The 18142-nt window shown below is 72.3% G+C and carries 19 protein-coding genes and 2 pseudogenes; 11 read left to right on the top strand and 10 right to left on the bottom strand.

Annotated elements, in window-relative coordinates; genetic code table 11:
- Positions 1–20: 20 nt before the first annotated feature.
- Together asnB and KV557_RS06025 are read right to left on the bottom strand one after the other, a co-directional pair.
- The gene (asnB, locus tag KV557_RS06030; protein WP_218198681.1) at positions 21–1892 is read right to left on the bottom strand and encodes an asparagine synthase (glutamine-hydrolyzing); all 1872 of its coding nucleotides are present in this window, start codon (positions 1890–1892) and stop codon (positions 21–23) included.
- A gap of 175 nt (positions 1893–2067) precedes the next feature.
- Complete coding sequence (locus KV557_RS06025) at positions 2068–2790, bottom strand: hypothetical protein (protein ID WP_218198680.1); 723 nt, start codon at positions 2788–2790, stop codon at positions 2068–2070.
- A 326-nt stretch (positions 2791–3116) separates the two neighbouring features.
- On the opposite strand from KV557_RS06025, the gene KV557_RS06020 reads away from it, so the two are divergent.
- Positions 3117–3869 (top strand): hypothetical protein, encoded by a 753-nt coding sequence (locus KV557_RS06020; RefSeq protein ID WP_218198679.1) that lies wholly within the window; start codon positions 3117–3119, stop codon positions 3867–3869.
- A gap of 191 nt (positions 3870–4060) precedes the next feature.
- On the opposite strand, the gene KV557_RS06015 is transcribed toward KV557_RS06020, so the two are convergent.
- From KV557_RS06015 to KV557_RS06005, 3 genes are all read right to left on the bottom strand, one after another.
- Positions 4061–4633, bottom strand: a complete 573-nt coding sequence (locus tag KV557_RS06015; protein WP_218198678.1) for an RICIN domain-containing protein — start codon at positions 4631–4633, stop codon at positions 4061–4063.
- 256 nt (positions 4634–4889) lie between these two features.
- A complete protein-coding gene (locus tag KV557_RS06010) occupies positions 4890–5468 on the bottom strand; it encodes a hypothetical protein (protein ID WP_218198677.1) in 579 nt (192 codons plus the stop codon).
- The gene (locus KV557_RS06005; RefSeq protein WP_218198676.1) at positions 5446–5961 is read right to left on the bottom strand and encodes a hypothetical protein; all 516 of its coding nucleotides are present in this window, start codon (positions 5959–5961) and stop codon (positions 5446–5448) included. The genes KV557_RS06010 and KV557_RS06005 overlap by 23 nt, the downstream gene beginning before the upstream one ends.
- A gap of 247 nt (positions 5962–6208) precedes the next feature.
- On the opposite strand from KV557_RS06005, the gene KV557_RS06000 reads away from it, so the two are divergent.
- The gene (locus KV557_RS06000; RefSeq protein ID WP_218198675.1) at positions 6209–6655 is read left to right on the top strand and encodes a hypothetical protein; all 447 of its coding nucleotides are present in this window, start codon (positions 6209–6211) and stop codon (positions 6653–6655) included.
- Positions 6656–7077: 422 nt separating this feature from the next.
- Here KV557_RS06000 and KV557_RS05995 read toward each other — a convergent pair whose 3' ends face one another.
- Together KV557_RS05995 and KV557_RS05990 are read right to left on the bottom strand one after the other, a co-directional pair.
- The gene (locus KV557_RS05995; RefSeq protein WP_218198674.1) at positions 7078–7500 is read right to left on the bottom strand and encodes an SRPBCC family protein; all 423 of its coding nucleotides are present in this window, start codon (positions 7498–7500) and stop codon (positions 7078–7080) included.
- Positions 7501–7661: 161 nt separating this feature from the next.
- On the bottom strand, positions 7662–8213 hold the full coding sequence (locus KV557_RS05990; RefSeq protein WP_218198673.1) for a TIGR03086 family metal-binding protein: 552 nt from the start codon (positions 8211–8213) through the stop codon (positions 7662–7664).
- Positions 8214–8306: 93 nt separating this feature from the next.
- Here KV557_RS05990 and KV557_RS05985 point away from each other — a divergent pair, with 93 nt between their 5' ends.
- The 5 genes and pseudogenes from KV557_RS05985 (at position 8307) to KV557_RS05965 (ending at position 10174) form a co-directional block, all read left to right on the top strand.
- Positions 8307–8630: an ArsR/SmtB family transcription factor gene (locus tag KV557_RS05985; RefSeq protein ID WP_218198672.1), complete on the top strand. Its 324-nt coding sequence runs from the start codon at positions 8307–8309 to the stop codon at positions 8628–8630.
- On the top strand, positions 8627–9076 hold the full coding sequence (locus KV557_RS05980; protein ID WP_218198671.1) for an SRPBCC family protein: 450 nt from the start codon (positions 8627–8629) through the stop codon (positions 9074–9076). Before KV557_RS05985 ends, KV557_RS05980 begins: the two co-directional genes overlap by 4 nt.
- A gap of 67 nt (positions 9077–9143) precedes the next feature.
- Positions 9144–9266 (top strand): annotated as a pseudogene (locus KV557_RS42255) (amidohydrolase family protein); the annotation flags it as partial.
- A gap of 76 nt (positions 9267–9342) precedes the next feature.
- The gene (locus KV557_RS05970; protein WP_256177003.1) at positions 9343–9543 is read left to right on the top strand and encodes an amidohydrolase family protein; all 201 of its coding nucleotides are present in this window, start codon (positions 9343–9345) and stop codon (positions 9541–9543) included.
- A 109-nt stretch (positions 9544–9652) separates the two neighbouring features.
- The gene (locus KV557_RS05965) at positions 9653–10174 is read left to right on the top strand and encodes an HAD domain-containing protein (RefSeq protein WP_218198670.1); all 522 of its coding nucleotides are present in this window, start codon (positions 9653–9655) and stop codon (positions 10172–10174) included.
- Positions 10175–10209: 35 nt separating this feature from the next.
- Here the strand turns inward: KV557_RS05965 and KV557_RS05960 are convergent.
- A pseudogene (locus tag KV557_RS05960) lies at positions 10210–10557 on the bottom strand (SAM-dependent methyltransferase); the annotation flags it as partial.
- Between the two features lie 421 nt (positions 10558–10978).
- On the opposite strand from KV557_RS05960, the gene KV557_RS42250 reads away from it, so the two are divergent.
- Complete coding sequence (locus KV557_RS42250; protein WP_256177001.1) at positions 10979–11752, top strand: DUF4232 domain-containing protein; 774 nt, start codon at positions 10979–10981, stop codon at positions 11750–11752.
- A 205-nt stretch (positions 11753–11957) separates the two neighbouring features.
- Positions 11958–13253, top strand: coding sequence for a helix-turn-helix domain-containing protein (locus tag KV557_RS05950; RefSeq protein ID WP_218198669.1), 1296 nt, complete (start codon positions 11958–11960; stop codon positions 13251–13253).
- 37 nt (positions 13254–13290) lie between these two features.
- Here the strand turns inward: KV557_RS05950 and KV557_RS05945 are convergent, their stop codons facing one another.
- Positions 13291–14283: an asparaginase gene (locus KV557_RS05945; protein WP_256177000.1), complete on the bottom strand. Its 993-nt coding sequence runs from the start codon at positions 14281–14283 to the stop codon at positions 13291–13293.
- Between the two features lie 92 nt (positions 14284–14375).
- On the opposite strand from KV557_RS05945, the gene KV557_RS05940 reads away from it, so the two are divergent.
- Entirely contained in the window at positions 14376–15320 is a 945-nt protein-coding gene (locus KV557_RS05940) for a carbohydrate kinase family protein (RefSeq protein ID WP_256176999.1), read from the top strand.
- Positions 15321–15395: 75 nt separating this feature from the next.
- Positions 15396–17573, top strand: a complete 2178-nt coding sequence (locus KV557_RS05935) for an HAD-IIB family hydrolase (protein WP_218198667.1) — start codon at positions 15396–15398, stop codon at positions 17571–17573.
- Positions 17574–17597: 24 nt separating this feature from the next.
- Here the strand turns inward: KV557_RS05935 and KV557_RS05930 are convergent, their stop codons facing one another.
- Positions 17598–18125, bottom strand: a complete 528-nt coding sequence (locus KV557_RS05930; protein WP_218198666.1) for a hypothetical protein — start codon at positions 18123–18125, stop codon at positions 17598–17600.
- Between the last annotated feature and the right edge of the window lie 17 nt (positions 18126–18142).

Below are 18142 nucleotides of genomic sequence, written 5' to 3'. Positions count from 1 at the left end.
GCACCTCCGGGTCCGGTCCGTCAGATGTCGAGCGTCACGCTGTACTCGTCCAGCCACATGTTGAGGCTGAGCACCATCTCGACGTCCAGCCGGCAGATCCAGGCCCACACGCCCGGCTGCTCCGACACCCGCGCCGGGTTCTCGGCAATCGCCAGCGCGGCCGGAACGTCGATCAGCGGCAGTACCGGCGCGGCCGGATCGGCCAGCACGTCGCGCAACTGGCGGCAGAGCTCGCCGAGATAGGCGCCGTCCTGGGTGACCGGGTACGGGCTCTTCTGCCGGTCCAGGACCTTCTGCGGCACCAGGTCCTTGGCGGCGGCCCGCAGGAGGCTCTTCTCCCGGCCGTCGTGGCTCTTCATCGACCACGGGGTGTTGAAGACGTACTGGACGAACTCGTGGTCGCAGTACGGGACGCGCATCTCCAGCGCGGGCCCCATGCCGAGCCGGTCGCTGCGGTCGAGCAGCACCCCCAGCCACCGGGTCAGGTGCAGGTGGATCACCTCCCGCATCCGCCGCTCGTGCCTGGTCTCGCCCTCCAGCACCGGCACCTCGCTCAACGCCTCCCGGTAGCGCTGGGCCACGTAGCCGCGCAGGTCCAGCTTCCGCAGCAGGCCCTTGTCGAGCAGGCCGAGCCCCAGGCCGGGGTGCGCGGGGTCGTAGACGTGCATGATGCCCATCCACGGGAAGGTGTCGCTGTACACGACGTCCTCGTTGTGGACCCACGGGAAGCCGCCGAACACCTCGTCCGCGGTCTCACCGGACAGCACCATCGTGGCCCGCTCGCGCACCGCCTTGGCGAGCAGGAACGCCGAGGCGTCCATGTCGCCGAACATCGACGGCATGTCCTGCGCCACGATGCACGCCCTCCGGACGTCCGGGTCGGCGAGCTCCTTGGTGCTCAGCGTGATCTGCCGGTGCACGGTCCCCGCGTGCTCGGCCATCGCGTGTGCGAACGGCGCGTCCGAGGTGCCGCGCATCTCGTCGGCCCGGAAGCCCTCCGCGCTGGTCAGCAGCAGGGAGAAGCTCTGCAGCGGCGGTTCACCGTTCGCCGCGACCCACTTGGCGGCCAGCGCGGTCAGCACACTGGAGTCCAGGCCGCCCGAGAGCAGCATGCCGCGCGGCACGTCGGCGACCAGCTGCCGGGCCACCACCTCCTCCAGCCGCTCCCGGACCCGGGCGACCGTGGTCGGCAGGTCCTCGGTGTGCGGGCGGGCCTCCAGGGCCCAGTAGCGGCTCTGGGCCAGACCCTTGCGGCTGAAGCGCAGGACGCTCCCGGGCAGGACCTCCTGCACCCCCGCGTAGATCGAGACGCCCGGGGACTTGGTCTGCGCCAGCAGTTCGGCCAGGCCCTGGGCGTCCACCGTGGCGTCCACCGCGGGGTGGGCGAGCAGCGCCTTGGCCTCGGAGCCGAAGACGATCCCGTCCGGCAGCAGCTTGTACAGCAGCGGCTTGATGCCCATCTGGTCGCGGATCAGCAGCAGTTCCTCCCGGCCGCTGTCCCAGATGCCGAAGGCGAACATCCCGTTGAAGTGCCGGCCGCAGTCCGCGCCCCACTCCAGGTAGCCGCGGATCACCACCTCGGTGTCGCACCGGGTCCGGAACCGGTGCCCCCGGGACTCCAACTCCGCGCGCAGCTCCCGGAAGTTGTAGATCTCGCCGTTGTAGGTCACCGCCACGACCGCGCGGCCGTTCTCCTCGACCGCCATCGGCTGCCCGCCGCCCGGGATGTCGATGACCGCGTTCCGGGTGTGCCCGAAGCCCGCGTGCGGCGCGAACCACACCCCGTCACCGTCCGGCCCCCGGCAGGCCAGGCTGTCCGTCATCGCCCGCACCACCGTCTGCACGGTGAGGGCGTCCTGCCCGAAGTCGACCCATCCGGCGATACCACACATTCCGCTCGCTCCCTCCGACGACGCCTCCCGGCCGTCCGGTTGGTCTCCGTCCGGCCGTCACCCCACGCATGGTGGCCGAGCGACTTCAAAGCCATCTAGAGACGGGTTGAGTGACGTCGGGCAACGGCACGGAGGCACCGCGCGAGCGACGCGGTGCCTCCGGACACGAGGGTGATCAGGCGCGGGCGAGGACCCAGGCGCCGAGGCCGTGGCAGCCGCCCACCTGGTAGGAGGTGGAGCGGAAGCCGCGCGGGACGGGCGAACCCGGGCACGTCCACAGGCCGGCACGGGCGGTGTTGTGGCGCCACGCGCCGATCCCGCCGCAACCGGACTGCAGGTAGTCGGTGATCACGTACCCCGGCACCACGGGTGAGCCCGAGCAGGTCCAGATCCCGTCACGCGCGACGTTGTGGCGCCACGAGCCGATGCCGTTGCAGCCGGACTGCAGGTGGTCGGTGATGACGTAGCCGGGCGCCACCGGGGAGCCCGAGCAGGTCATGATGCCGTCGCGGGCGAGGCTGTGCCGCCACCCGCCGATGCCGCTGCAGCCGTTGCGGTCGTACGACGTGATGACGTACCCGGCGACGACCGGAGACCCGGAGCAGGTCCACATCCCGTCCTTCGCCGGCTGCTGGTACCAGGAGCCGGCGCCGTTGCAGCCGCTGCGGTCGTACCCGGTGATCACGTACCCGGCCTGGACGGGCGCCCCGGAGCACGCCCACTTGCCCCCGCCGCCCCAGCCCCACGCGGGCTTCGCCTCCGCGGCCGACATGCCGCTGACGGTGCCGCCGAGGACGAAGGTCGCGATCAGCGCGAGGGCGGCCGTGGTGGCGCCGACTCCCCTGCGGACGATCCCTGCTGTTATGCGCTTCCACAGTTGACGGGCATTCATGGTCATACCACTCCAGTCCAGTTCGGCGAGTGCACGGGGAAACGTTTCCGCTTGTCGAGGTCTCCGACGGCGGAACGGGAGCCCACCCTACGGGGGTGGCGGTGTGGATGTCCGGTGGGGATTACATGAAGCCAGGCCTCCCGGCACCTTGTCCGAAACCTGTCCACGCCATTCCGTGCCATCAGGGCCGCACCCGCCGAAACCGCCCGATCCGGTGGTGCCCGATGGTGTGACGCCATGGGCCGCCGTGGGTACACCAGTTGACGGCCGCTTCTCACGCGGCAGAACGGTCCGCAGGGCATGACGCCCGCGGGAAAGGCAAGGAGGCGTCCATGGCCGACGACTCGGTTCCGGATTCGGGTTCGGATTCGGAGAGAACCCCACAACGCGACTCGCTCGCCCAGGACGAACGGACCGTCATGCGCCTGCGCCTCGGCGTCGGCGCGATCGGCATCCTGCTGCCGGTGGCGCTCCCCCTGGGAAACTGGCTGTTCGCCGAACTCAGAGGCCTGAGCACGGCCGGGTTCTGGCCCGCCTCGATGAGCGGCTCGTACTACACCAGCACGCGGAACATCTTCGTCGGCAGCATGTGCGCACTCGGAGTGTTCCTCGTCTGCTACCGCTTCGACCGCCGCGACGACCGCTGGAGCACAGCCGCCGGCGCGTTCGCGCTCGGAGTCGCCCTGTTCCCGACCACGCCCCCGAACGCGACGACGTTCGCGGCCACGATCGGCGTGCTGCACCTCATCTTCGCCGGACTGCTCATGTTCGTGCTGGCGATGTTCTGCGTCTACTCCTTCCGTGACCCGCACTACGCGCAGCAGCCCTGGCTCAGCCGCGGCTACCTGGCGGCCGGCGTGCTCATCCTCGCCCTCCTCCCGGTCGCCGTCGCCGCCGGCGTCACCGGCGTGGGCATGGACTGGCAGATCCGGCCGGTCTACCTCTGCGAGTGGCTCGCGACCTGGGCCTTCGGCGCCGCCTGGACCGCCGCCGCACTCGAACTCGCCTCCACCACCCTGTCCCCCGAAGGCCTCGTCCCCGGCCAACCCGGCCCCCACCCCACCGGCGACCCGCACCACGCGTAGGGGGCCACCCTGGCCCTGGCCCGCCTGGCCCGCCTGGCCCGCGGGTAGTCCGGGCTCGCATCAATCGGCACACAACGTGACGGCCGGAGCCCCGGCCGGACGACCTCCCCGTGGCGGGCGGTTGTCCGGAGCGGCGCTCCGGCCGTATCGCGGTCCCGGGCGGCCGCATGGGGCGGCCGCCCGAGGCGGGATCAGTAGCGCTTGATGGCCGTGATCCAGGCCTGGTTGGCCTGGGCGACGCCGGCATAGGAGCCCGGCCACTGGCGGGCCGGGGCGCCGTTGTCGGTGCGCCAGTCGGCGATCTCCAGCATCATCGCCGAGTTGAAGTTGGCGATGCCGAGCTCGCCCCGGTCGCCGAGCGTGCCGGCGTAGTTCCAGTGCTGGTTCCCGCCCCAGGTGCAGTCCCACTGGCGGGCCGGAGCGCCGTACTCGTGACTCCAGTCGGCGATCTCCAGGCACTTGCCGGAGAAACGGTTCACCAGCTCGAAGCCGCCGTTGTCGGGCACGTAGTCCCAGAGCTGGTTCGCGCCGCCGGTGCAGTCCCACTGACGGGCCGGGGCACCGTTGTCGGTGCGCCAGTCGGCGATCTCCAGGCACTTGCCGGAGTTGACGTTGACCAGGGTGCTGGACGTGGGGTTGCCGAAGCTGCCGCCGATGGCGGACGCGGGAGTGGCCGGCAGGGCGGCGACCAGCGCGAGCGCGGCGCCGGCGACGGCCGCGGCCGCGGCCGCACGGGAACGGGGAAGGACGTTGCGGATGGTCAAGACGGACCGGTCCCTTGCACGAGGTTGGGGGCAGGGGAGCGGATCGCCTCAGGGCGGTGGAGCGCCCCGGGTCCGCGTCGGCCCGGGCGCCGGCCCAAGCCGAGCTGCCCGTCCCCCCTACGGCCCGGACACGTACCGCGGCCGCCGACGAGCGGGAATCCTACGCGGGCCCGGGTAACCGCAGGTCAAATGGATGGTCAAGGATGGGTACAACCGCTCGGGAAGCCGCCGACCGGGTCACCCCGTTCACGGCCGGTCAGGTGGGCGGGTTCTCGCAGTGCCGTAGCACGACGCCTCTGCGGAACCGTACGCCGCCGGGGAGGTCGAACCGTCCCTGACGACTGGCCACCGTGATCTGTTCGACGGCCAGGGTGGCCTTGGCCGTGCAGAGGCCCGCCCGCACGGCCACCAGCCTGCCCCCGCGCACGACGGCGACGATCCCTTGGAGGTCGAAGACGACCTCGATGTCCAGCGCGAGGGTGCCGACCGACACCCCGTCGACCAGCACCTTCACGGTGGGGTGGTGGACCGACCGGATCCGGTGGTCCAGCAACGCGACGACCTCCTCGCTCCCCGGGGCCGCGCAGGTGCTTTTCGCGGCCTCGACGAGCGCCGCGTGGGTACGCCAGCCGCCGGCCAGCAGGTCGATCATGTCCAGCCCCAGAAAGCCGTGGACGACACTCGCGACCTCGTGCTCGGCGGCCTGGGACAGGGGCTTGGCCAGACCTGACAGGGCCTTGACCACCCCCTGCCGGTGGAGGGAGTCGGCGAGCGGCTCCACGGCCCCCATGAACGTTCCCAGCGCGTACGGGTCATCCGTCGCGACGATCGTCATCGTGCAACTCCTCGATGCTCTGCCGCCCCGGGTCCGGGTGCGGCTCCAACCGGACGCTGCGCCCGGACCCGGCGCCCCCGTCCCGCTCGGTCAGCCCCACCTCGGCGATCCCCTGCCCACTCACCTCGGCTGTCACGTGGGCCGGTGGGCCGGGCCGCCGGCGGAAGCGGCGCAGCGCGAACGCCGCAACGGCAGCGGCGGCGAGGGCGCCGGGAAGGATCCAGGGCAGGTTGTTCGGTTTCGGCGGGTTCGGCGGGAGCGACTGGGCGACGACGACCGGGACGGTCTGGGTCACCGTGTGCGTGTCCGCACACTCCACGGTGATCGTATGGGGGCCCATGGGCGCGTCCGGCGGGATGGTGGCGTGCGCCTGGAACCTTCCCGATTTGTCGGACTGGATCGGGTGCGACCTCGGCCCGTTGTCCCAGGAGAGCACGACCTTCGGCGGCCCGCTGCCCTTGGGGCAGGCGTCCGTCGGGCCGGACAGGGACACACCGCCGCCCGGCGTCGCGGTGGACGTGTTGACGGGTTTCGGCCTTTGGGTGGTCGGTCCGGGTGTGGGGGTGGGCGTAGGTGTGGGCGTGGGCGTGGGCGTGGGCGTGGGCGTGGGCGTAGGCGTGGGCGTAGGCGTGGGCGTAGGCGTGGGCGTAGGCGTCGGCGTGGGCGTGGGCGTAGGCGTGGGCGTAGGCGTCGGCGTGGGCGTGGGGGTGGGGGTCGGGACCTGGTAGTACGCGTCGGCCTTGATCCCCGATTCCATTGCGCAGGATGCCTGCACGTCGTGGTCGCCGCCAGTGGCGTTCGCGGGCACGGTGATGGGGGTGCTGAAGTTCCCGTCGCTGTCGGGCTTCCCCGAGACGGGAAGTGCGGTCGTGTCCCACGTCAGTGAGACGGTGTCGCCCGCAGGACAGAGGAAGTTGGTCCCCGACACGGTCGTGGTGGACCCCGGCGCCCCCTGCGGCGGATCCGCCATCAGGGTGGCGGGCCCGACGGTGAAGTCGGCGGTGCTCATGATCGTCTGGAAATCCGCACACCTGGCCGTGACGTGGTGCAGGCCGTTAGCGGCACCGGGAGGCACCTTGAGCGTGCCGGAGGACGACTTGCCGGCGCTGACCGAAATGGGCGTGGCGTTCGTGGCCTGGTCGTCCCAGAACACCTGGACGGTGCTCGTGGTCTCGGTCGAGCCGTAGATGACCGGGCAGTCGAACCCGGACACCGTCACCTGAACGGTCCCGAGCGGCGGCCCGTGGACCGGGCTCAGGGTGACCGCCTGTCCCTGCGGGGTGGACCCCGAAGACGACTGCGACGGCGACGACGACGGCGGCGACGGCGACGGCGACGCTGTGTCCGTCGGCGAGGGGCTCGCCACCGGGGCGAGGACGGCGAGTAGCACGGCAAGGCCGACCAATAACCCCTTCACCAGCGACTCCGTTCTCCCGGCCCCGCTGCCCATTCTCACCGCAGATCAGTTCGCACGCCGTGTTACGTACACGTCCGAGCGCCCATTTGCAGACCGCGCCCGCGGGTCCGGGCGGCGAGCGCCATCGCAGCGCTCACCACCACCTCGACCCGATCACGCCGACGGCCCGGGACGACGGCCCCGGAAGCCTCCTCAGAGGGTGAAGAACGGCTGGGGCCTTCCCGTCTCGGCGAAGTCCTTGAGCCGGACCATCAACTGGCCCCAGGTGTAGGCGGATCCGGGCATGTCCGGGTCGGAGTCCGGGAAACCCGCGTGCCGGAAGAGCACCTGGGTGCCGCCGGAATCCCCGAGGCCGGTCATGCGCCACGTGATGACGGTGTCCTTCCAGTGGGGCGGGAAGGCGCCGACGGAGGTCCAGGTGACCAGGTCCTCGGACGCGGCGTCGCGGCGGAGCTCGAAGGGCTGCGGGATCCCGGGGAAGTCGAAGAAGAGGCTCTCGCTCGTGCGGTCGACCCCGGTGGTCCACCAACCCGTCAGCCCGTCATGGGTGTTGAGGGCATCGAAGACCTTGGCGCGGTCGGCGTCGATGTCGAAGCGGAAAGTGATCTCGGACATGTGGTACTCCGTGCGTGTGGTTCGGTCGGCTCCGGTGAGCCGGAGTTCGAGGTCGGGCAGGTCCTTGCTGAGGGAGCTGCGGGCCATCGGCGGCCCGGCGGCCGGCCGCTCGGCCGTTTCGCCGATGCCTATTCCGACTCCTCGCGCTGCGCCTTCGCCGCTCAGGCTGCCCAGCCCGGGTTGCGGCCGCTCGCTGCGAGCGCGCGCTCGAACGCGGCGCTGTCGGCCGGTGCGGGGAGCGCGGGGCCGTAGCTGCCGTTGGCCCGGGCCCGCTCGGCCAGTTGCTCCACCACGGCGAGGACGGTCTCGGCGGCGACCTCGCCGGGCACGTAGTCGACGCCGGCGGCGCGGGCAAGGTCCCAGCCGTGCAGGGCCAGCTCCTGAAGGGTCACGGCGGCGGCGAAGCCGGCCGGCATCTCGCCCGGGCCGAAGAGGGTGTCGCCGTCCAGTGCGGACGGGACCTGCCAGGCGGCGGCCGCGCGCCGGGCCGATTCGCCGACTGCGACGGGCTCGGTCAGCGCCGCAGCCGGGGCGGCGGGCCGCGGAAGCTTGTGGGCGGCCCGCTCCGAGTCGGGCAGCACGCCGCCCAGGTGGGCGAGCAGCTGCCGCACGGTGAAGTCGGTGCAGGGGGTCGGACGGTCCAGCTGCTCGGGGGTGATCCGGGCGGTGGTCGTGGCGAAGAGCTCGGCGAGCTCGGTCAGTGCGGTCTGCATGGCGGGTTCCTCTGCTGGAGGGTGATTACTTAAGTCGAGACTAAAACGTTGCCTCGGAGGATCGCAAGTTCAAGCAGCGCCTAAAATGTCGGCATGGATCCGGTTCAAGCGGTCGCCGAGCCCCGTCGGCGGGAGATTCTGCGGCTGGTGTGGGACACCGAGCTGTGCGCGGGCGACATCGCCGAGCGCTTCGACGTGACCTTCGGTGCCGTGTCGCAGCATCTCAAGGTGCTGCGCGACGCGGGTCTCGTTACGCTGCGCCAGGACGGCCGCAGACGGTACTACCGAGCCGACCGCGAGGGCATGGGACCACTGGCCGAGTACCTGCAGGCCATGTGGTCCACCCGCCTCGACACCCTGGCCGAGCTCGCCGAGGAGGCGGAGCGGGCCGCCGAGCAGAAGGGCCCGACCCGATGACCACCGAGCTCGTGACGCTGGAACGGCGGATCGCCGCCCGCCCCGAGACGATCTTCAGCTTCTTCACCGACCGCGACCGCTGGCTGTCCTGGATGGGCAAGGACGGCGACTTCGCCTTCACCCCGGGCGGCGCCTACCGGACCAACGTCACCGGCGACAACCATGCCTCCGGCCGTTTCGTCGAGATCGACCCGCCGAAGCGGGTGGTCTTCACCTGGGGCTGGGAGGTCGGCATACCGACCGTCCCACCCGGCTCCAGCACCGTCGAGATCACCCTCGAACCCGACGGCGAGGGCACCTTCCTCCGCCTCGTCCACCGCGGCCTCCCGCCCGAGGCCCGCGCCCCCCACCGCGAGGGCTGGACCCACTACCTCGACCGCCTCGTCGTCCGCGCCGAGGGCGGCGACCCGGGCCCCGACCGCTGGATGGAGAACGCGCCGGCCTGAGCCGCCGGGCTCCGACGAGCCGATCGCCGTTCTCGACGAGATCGGCGCTCTCGGCCCCCCTCTGCTGATGAACCACGCCGTCCACCTGACCGACGACGAGATCGCCACCGTGGCGGCCCGCGACGTCCGGCTCGCGCACTGCCCGCTCAGCAACATGCGGCTCGGCTCCGGCGTGATGCGCCTGCCCGAACTCGCCCGGCACGGCGTCAGAACCGGGCTCGGCCAGGACGGCGGCACCAACGACAGCTCGGACTTCTTCCCCACACATGAGGACCGCCGTCGGCCTCCATCGCGCCCTCGCCCGCAACGCCGAGGTCCACCCGCAGATGCACGACGTCCTGCGGATGGCCACCCTCGGCGGCGCCGACGCGATCGGCCTGGACGACCGAATCGGCTCGCTCACCCCCGGCAAACGCGCCGACCTCGTCCTGCTCGACCCCGCCGCCCGCCTCCGCGCCGCCGGCTGACGCGCCTCAGGGGCGCTCATGCCGCCGGCGACGACACGCCACTGCGTGGCCGGGCGCCTGTGGGCGACCGAGCTCACTCCTCCCGTTGCGCCGGCACTATCGTTCTGTCGTGACCGACTCTGCACAGCGTCCACTGCTGTTTCTCGATGTCGACGGACCACTCATCCCCTTCGGTGCCGCGCCGCAGCAGTATCCGACCTATGAGGCAGGTCCTGACCTGCTCGGCGCCGACGCGAATCCGCTCCTGACCAGGATCGATCCCGCGCACGGGCCCCGACTGACCGCGCTCCCGTGCGAGGTGGTCTGGGCCACGACATGGATGGACGACGCGAACGAGTGCATCGCTCCCCTGATCGGCCTGCCGCAGCTGGCCGTGGTGGTCTGGCCGGAGCCGTCCGACACCGACGACCGGGACGAGCGTGACGGACTGCACTGGAAGACCCGTGCCCTCGTCGCCTGGGCGGCGGGGCGCCCGTTCGTCTGGGTCGACGACGAGGTCACCGACACCGATCGGGCCTGGGTCGCCGTCCACCATCGCGGACACGCCCTGCTCCATCATGTCGATCCCCGCCTCGGTCTGACCGACGGCGACTATGCGGCCCTCGACTCCTGGCTGCGGCAGTCGTTCTGACGCGGCCGGGTGAGCCCACCGTGCCCGTCCCCGGGTTACCGGCGGCGTCCCCAGGCGGAGATCATCGGGGCGGTGGCCAGGTCGAGTCGCCCGGCGGCGACGTTCGCCAGGTGACGGTCGATCTCCTCGTCCGTGGCAAGACCTTGCCCCACCAGATGGTGGCGGATCTGCCGCACCGTCGCGTCCTCCAGCACGGCGCACGCCGGTGAGGTGATCGGGAAGTACGCGTCGGCCTGCACGTCGTCCAGACCGGCCTCGCGCAGCACCCTGGGCAGGGTCCGCCCGTACGCGAGGTCTGCACCGCGTGACGCCATCAGCGTGCGGAAGCCGGACCGCAACCGGTTGGCGAGCCGCTGCTCGGGGCCCGACTCGTCCGGGCGGAGGGTACGCAGCACGACCGACCGGTGGCGCAGCGCGGCGGCGATCCGCGCCACCGGACTCAGGAAGCAATTCCTCCCGGGCGAGAACGCCCAGGGTTCCTCGCTGGATCATGCTGAACAGTGGTCACATGCCGCGGGACGGGCGAACAGGGCGGCCGGATACGTGCTCGCCGACCCTCGGAGCATCCCGGCGGGCCGTTCCAGGCGCGCGGAAACCCTCAGGTCAGAGGGGGTGGAACCGTTCCAGCGTCCCGGATCTGCGGGCGGGGCTGGCGGGTGGGACGGGCGGCGGCCCAGAGTGATGGTCGGCGGGCACCACGGGCTGCCCGCCGCCTGGGCCCGGCGCCCGTGCCTCCCATTGGTGGCCTCCGCCAGTGGCGCCGAAAGCCTTCCTTCCGTCCATCGCTCTTACGGGGAATCCGCCATGTCCATTCGTCGTTCGCTGTTCGCCCCGATCACCCTCGCCGTCGGCGCCGCCCTCGCCCTCACCGCCTGCCAGCCCGGCGACGTGACGAGCGACCCGCAGCCGGCCAAGCACACCCAGGCCGCCGACCCGGCCGCCACCGGCGCCCCTGCCGCCGCGCCGACCGCCGGCCCCGCGTCGGCCTCCCGTGCGGCAGCCCCGGCCGGCCCCGGTTCCGCCGCGCCGGCACACCCCACCACCCCGGCGCCGGCACACCCCAGTTCTCCCGCCGGCGGCGCGCCCCAGGGCAGCGGCGCCGACAGCGACACCTACGCCTACACCCACCCGTGCGAGAGCAAGAAGCTGTCGGTGCGCGTGACCGCCCGGCCCGAGGCGCCCACCCAGCGGGTGATCGAGGTGCACAACCAGGGCCCGAGCGCCTGCGGCCTCAGCTACTACCCGTTGGTCAGCCTGGGCGACTCGCACTCCGCGGACCGCGGCAAGGACGTCAAGCCGCTGATCCCCGGCGGGCTGGGCGGCGCCCCCGCCTACCCGGTCGCGGCCGGACAGACGGCGTACGCGGTGATCGACCTCAACCCCGGCGGCGCGGCCACCGGAACCGCGCCCGGCGTCGACCAGCTGAACGTGCTGGCCGACGGCGACCACATGCCCACCGCGGACACGCTCAACTTCCCGCTCGCCGGCGCGAAGGTGCTCAAGCCGAAGCTGGGCCTGTACCGGAGCACCGTCGGGGACTCGGCCTCCGCCATGTCCGCCGCCGACCGGCAGTCCTGAGCACACCGCGTCTCTCCGGGCGCGGAACCGGCAGCACCGTGCGGCCCGTCTCCCCCTCGGGGAACGGGCCGTCGCCGTGTCCGGACCGGGCCCGCGGCTGCTCTCCCTCCGCCCGCGCATTCGGGATCCTGGAGCGGCAGCAGGTACCGTGAACTGCGGGTTCGGCGGGGAGCCGGGCCGGACCACGGTGAGGGGGACGCAGGACATGGGCGTGGAGACCGACGAGTTCGCGGCGATGTTGCGGGAGCTGAAGGAGCGTTCGGGCCGCAGCTACGGCACTCTCGCGGCCCGGCTGCATGTCAGCACCTCCACGCTGCACCGTTACTGCAACGGCGCCGCCGTCCCCGGCGAGTACGCTCCGGTGGAGCGGCTCGCCCGGGCGTGCGGGGCCAGTGACGGCGAACTCGTCGAGCTGCACCGCCGCTGGATCCTGGCGGACGCGGCACGGCGCAGGGAGCCGGGCGGGGCGACGGCGCCGGAACCGGCACGGGAACCTAAACCTGAACCTGAACCTGAACCTGCGTCGGTGCCGGCACCGGAGCCCGAGTCGGGCCCGGAGGAGGCGGCGGAGACGGTGCAGGCAGTGGCCCCGTCGACCGAGGCCGGACGCCGCCGGCCGGGGCGGCCGCGTACCCGGGTGCTGCTGAGCGCGGTGGCCGTGGCCGGACTGGCCGCCGCAGTCCCGGCGTTCGTCCTGCACGGCAGTGCCACGCCGATCGCCGACCCGTCGGCGGCCGCCGTCACCACGACGGCCCCGGCGAGCCCCTCCCCTAGCGCCACCTCCCCCGTCCCGTCGCCCACCCCCACCACCGCAACCCCCACCCCGTCGGCCCCAACCACCTCGGCCCCCTCCTCCTCGCCGCCGGCCGAGGACAACCCGGCGCCCTTCCACGTCAACGTCCTGACCGACAACTGGGGCAGCCCCTGCGGCCAGTGGTTCCTGTCGGCCCGCGCCCCGGGCCAGGTGGCCCCGCCGCCGGACACCTCCGCCGGCACCGAGAGCTGGGCGGCCGCCCAACACGCCGTCCCCGCCGGGCACCTGCGCCTGCAGCTGACCGCCCAGGGCGCCACCACCACGGCCGTCGTCCTGTCGGCCATCTACGTACACGTCGTCAGCACCCAGCCGGCGCCCAAGTGGACCGCCTACACACCCGGCGGCGGCTGCGGCGGGGACCTCACCCCGGCAGCCTTCGCCGTGGACCTCGACGCGTCGGCACCCCGGGCCGTGCCGGTCCCGGCCCAGGAGGGCAACGTCAAGACCACCACGACGAACTTCCCCTACCGGGTCTCGGACACCGACCCCCAGGTGCTCAACATCGACGCCACCACCCGCTCCCAGGACGTCACCTGGACCCTCGACCTGGTGTGGAGCAGCGGCGACAAGCAGGGAACGCTGCCGGTGAACGACCACGGCCGCCCCTTCCGCACCGCGGGCCTGCAGGGCGCACCGGGCTACTGCTACGACGGAAAGAAATGGGCCCTCACCCCGACCTCGCCCTGACCGACAGCTGGTGACGGCTGCCGTGTGACCCTGGGGATCAGCAGGCCACGGCGCGGAAGGCGGCGGCGATCGCGTCCGTGTTCCGCCCCTGGGCGAGCAGGAGTTGCAGGAGGAGCCGGGCCTTGTAGGCGTCAAGGTGGCCGCCTCGGATCAGGCCGCGTGCGAGCAGGTCCTTCTCCGAGCCGGGGAAGCTGTAAGTGGCCTCCAGCACAGGGCCGTTGCCGATGCGGCTGGTGAGGACGACGGGGATTCGGGACGCGGCGCCCTCCAGGGTGGCCACGAAGCGCTGCGGGACGTGGCCGACTCCGAAGGCGGCCATGACGAGTCCGTCGCAGGCCTCGGCCATCGTGGCGAGGAGGCCGCCGTCGTCGCCGAGCGTCGCGGTGTACAGGCCGACGCGGGGCGTCGGGTCGGTCAGCGGTCCAGGGAAGGCGGCGCGCGGGGCCAGCGGGCCGTGGAGGTGGACGCGGCCCTCGTAGAGGCGGCCCAAGGGTCCGGTGGCCGGGGAGGCGAACGCGGCCGGGCTGGTGCTGTGCGACTTGCGGACGTTGCGGGCCGCGTGGATCTCGTCGCCGAGGACGACCACGGCGCCGGCACCGGTCATTACCGGCTCAGCGGCGGTGATGACAGCTGCGAAGATGTTCGCCGGGCCGTCGGCGCCGGGCTGTGTGGGATTGCGCATGGCTCCGGTGACGACGATCGGCTGATCGCCCGTGTGCAGGAGGTCGAGGAGGTAGGCGGTCTCCTCGATGGTGTCGGTGCCTTGGGTGACCACCGCTCCGTCGCAGCCGGCCCGGAAGGCTTCGGCGATGGCGTCCGAGAGCGCGTGGAGGTCGTCGAAGCCGAGGGACGCGCCGGGCAGGCGCCGGAAGTCGTGGACGCGCAGGTCGACGTCCAGATCCTGCAGGGCGGGGACGGCATCGAGGAGTTCCTGGGCGGACAGGGCCGGTACGACTCCGCCGGTTGCCGGATCGGTGGTCATCGCGATGGTTCCGCCCAGGGAGAAGATCGCAACTGTCCTCTTGCTCAACGCCGTCAGCTCCCTCTCCGTGTGCTTTCCGCGCAGCACCGCAGCCGTCCAACCTCCGGGCAACCTATCGCAGCTGCCCCTATGCTCACCGGATGGAGACGAACGGAGCGGTGCGGCCCTGCGAAGTGCTCGTTGTCGGCGCGTACTTCGCGGACCTGGTGTTCCACGGTCTGCCGCGGCCGGTGCAGCCGGGCGGTGAGGTGTTCGCCGACGGCTTCGCATTGGTGCCCGGCGGCGCGTACACGCTGGCGATGGGGATGCACCGGCTCGGGCACAGAGTGCTGTGGAGCGCGGACTTCGGCACGGACGTCTTCAGCGGTGAGGTCCTGTCCTGCGCCGGGCGGGAGGGGCTGGACGACGCCGCGTTCCGCCACCACCCGTTCCCCGTCCGGAGCGTGACGGTCGCAATGTCGTTCGCCGGCGACCGGGCGATGGTCAGCTACCAGGACCCGGTCGATCCCGAGTCGCTCGTCCCGCTGCTGCGCCGGCACCGCCCGCGGGTGCTGATGCTTCCCCAACTGCGCTGGGACGACGAGATGGTGGCGGTGGCCCGTGCGGCGCGGCAGCTCGGCACGCGCGTGGTCATGGACTGCCATGACACTCCCGTGACCCTCGACGACCCGGCCGTTCGCCGCGTCCTCGCACTGGTCGACGTCTTCACGCCGAACGCCGCCGAGGCCCTGCGCCTGACCGGCGTCACCGACCTGGACGACGCGATCGCGGAACTCGCCCGGCTGGTGCCGACCCTCGTGGTCAAGCGCGGCGCGGACGGCGCCACCGCCGTCCGGGACGACAAGCGCCACGACGTCCCGGCCGTTCCGGTGGAGGCCATCGACACCACAGGAGCCGGCGACTGCTTCAACACCGGCCTCGTGCACGGGTTCCTCGAAGGCTGGAGCCTGCCGGACTGCCTCACCGCGGCCGTGATCTGCGGAGCAGCGGCAACAACGGGCCCCGGCTCCGACGCGGCCCTGCGCGCCGATGACCTCGCACACCGCCTCGGCCGGCCGTCCGGGGCGCAGCAACCTCCGTACTGAGCAGGTCGGCAACGCGCGCGGCACGGGTGAGGTGAACACTTCACGGCGCTGAGTGATCGTGCTAGCGTCCGACGGATGTCGAGGATTCTGGTCACCGATCTGGACGGCACCTTACTCGGCGGCACCCGGGAGGAGCGGCGTCGGCTGCGGGAGGCGCTGGCCCACCATCCCGAGGTGACCGTGGTCTTCGCCACCGGGCGAGGACTGGCGTCCGTCCGGGACGTGTTGCGCGATCCGCTCGTCCCGAGACCGCGCTGGATCATCGCCGACGTCGGCGCCACCGTCGCCGACGGGACGGACTTCACTCCCGTGGACTCCCTGCAGGAACAGCTGCGCGCCGGCTGGCCGGGAGCGGATCGCATACGCGCCGCGTTACGCCGCTTCACCGCGCTCACCTACCAGTACGGCGTCGTCCAGGACGGCCGCTGCTCCTACCACGTGGCCCCGGGCCGGCTCACGGGCGAGCTCACCGAAGCCGTCCGGGCCCTCGGCTGCGGCTGGGTCTACTCCGCGGACCGCTACTTCGACGTCCTGCCGCCGCAGGCCTCCAAGGGGAACGCCCTCCGGGCCCTGGCCGGGAAGCTGGGCTGGACGCCGCAGGAGATCCTGGTCGCCGGCGACTCCCTCAACGATCTGTCACTGTTCCGGCTCGGCGCGCACGCCGTGGTCGTCGACGGCGCCGAGGACGCGCTTCTCGCCGCGGTCGCCGGGGATCCGCTGGTCCACCGCCCCCGCCGGAGCGGCGCGGCCGGCATCCTCGCGGCGCTCCAGGCCCTGAGCTGGGTCTCCCCCGACGACAACGACACGGACGCCCCCTGCACGGACATCCCTGACACGGACGACCGGCCCGGGCGCCGCCACTCGCACGTCGTCGCCTACCACCGCCCCCCGATGCACTGGGACGGTGAGAGCTGGCGGCCGCCCGCCAGCCCCAACGGCATCCTGCCCACCCTGACCAGCGCCTTCACCGACGGCCTGCCGGGCATCTGGGTCACCGCCCTGGCCGGCGGCGACCGGCGGGCCAGCCGCCCGCACCCCACCGGACTGCCGCTGTCCCTCGTGCCGCTCAGCACCGCCCGGTGGACCGGCTATTTCCACCGGGCCTGCAAGGAAACGCTGTGGCCGGTGCTGATGTCCGAACCGGACCGGTCGGTTTTCGACCGGCGTGCCTGGACCGACTTCCGCGCGGTGAACGCACGCTTCGCCGAACACATCAGCGCCGAGGCCGCGCCCGGCGCCACCGTCTGGCTCCACGACTACAACCTGTGGCTGGTCCCCGGCCTGCTGCGCGCCGCCCGCCCGGACCTCAGGACGGGGCTGTTCCACCACACCCCTTTCCCGTCCCCGGAGATCTTCGCCACCCTGCCGGTCGCCGCCGAGCTGCGCGCCTCCCTCGCCTGCCTGGACTGGGCCGGCTTCCACACCGATGTGTTCGCCGAACACTTCCGCCGGACCCTGGCCGGCGGCCTGCCCGGCCGCTCGCTCGACGCGCCCGACCTGCCGCGTACGGAGGTCCATCCGCTCGGGATCGACCGGTCGGCCATCGAGAAGCTCGCCCGCCGCCGCAGGCCGCAGCCCCGACGGGCCACCGCCAAGGTGGTGCTCTCGATCGAACGCCTCGACTACGCCAAGGCCCCGGTCCAGAAGGTCGACGCCCTCGACCACCTGCTCACCCACCGGCCCGAACTGTGCGGGCGGCTGACCTTCCGGCTCGTCTGTCCGCCGCCCGAGCCCGGCATCACCGCCTACGACACCACCCGGCGGCACCTCGAACAGCGCATCATGGAGGTCAACGCCCGTTGGCGGCACGGACGTTGGCAACCGGTCGACTACCTGCCCCGCAGCCTGTCCGTCGCCGAGGTCGTCGACGAGTACCTGGCCGCCGACGTGCTCTGGGTGACCTCGCTCCAGGACGGGATGAACCTGACGGCCAAGGAGTTCATCGCCGCCCAGGCCACACTCCCCCCTCACCACGCCGCCCCTCACCACGCCGGCGCACCGGGAGTGCTGGTGCTCTCCCGCCACGCCGGCGCCGCCACCGAACTCGGCGACGCCGCCCTCCTCACCGACCCGCGCTCACCCGACGACCTCAGCGCCGTCCTGGCCCGGGCCCTCGCTCTCCCTGCCGCCGAACGCCGCGCGCGCATGGACCGGCTCTCCGCACTCCTCGGCCGTGAGCGACCCGCGGACTGGGCGGCCCAGATCATGCACGCCATCCAGGACCGCGGACCCGACGCCGTCCCCGTCGGCTGAGGAAAGTGTCGGCTGAACGGGTCCTCAGTTGAAGAAGTCGAGCCAGAAGAGGAAACACCTCCCCAGCGCACCCGGGGCCCCGGCACCGAAGGCCACCACCATCGCCTGAGCCACCGCGACGTCGGTGGGGTCGACGCCCTGCGACCAGCTCAGCTTGGCGTCGATCCCGGGAATCGTGCGGAACGGGGAGTACGAGCGCAGGGTGCCCTGCGCCCGGGCGATGAGCGCTCCGTTGCGCCGGAGTTCGGCCCGGCACAGCCCGGTCGGCCGCAGCTCGTAACCGCGGTCGCCCACGAGGGCCGTGCGGCCGCGTGCCTTCCGACGGGGATCCCAGCCTCTGCTGTTCCGCTTCGTGGGAACGTTCTGTCCGTTGATGGCCAGGGCGCCGACTTCGCGGTCGGGCATGACCGTGACGGCCGGTATCGCCTCCCCGTGCACACGGGCGATGACCGTGGGCCAGCGGTCGTAGTTGATCCGTACCGACCCGAAGGGGCTGTCGGCCATGCGCTGTTGCGACAGATGAACCTTGCGGCGCTTGTTCAGCACGGACATGCTCGTTCGACTCCTGG

This window comes from Kitasatospora aureofaciens (assembly GCF_019192735.1).
GTDB lineage: Bacteria > Actinomycetota > Actinomycetes > Streptomycetales > Streptomycetaceae > Kitasatospora > Kitasatospora aureofaciens_A.
This window is presented reverse-complemented; position numbering and strand designations above follow the sequence as displayed.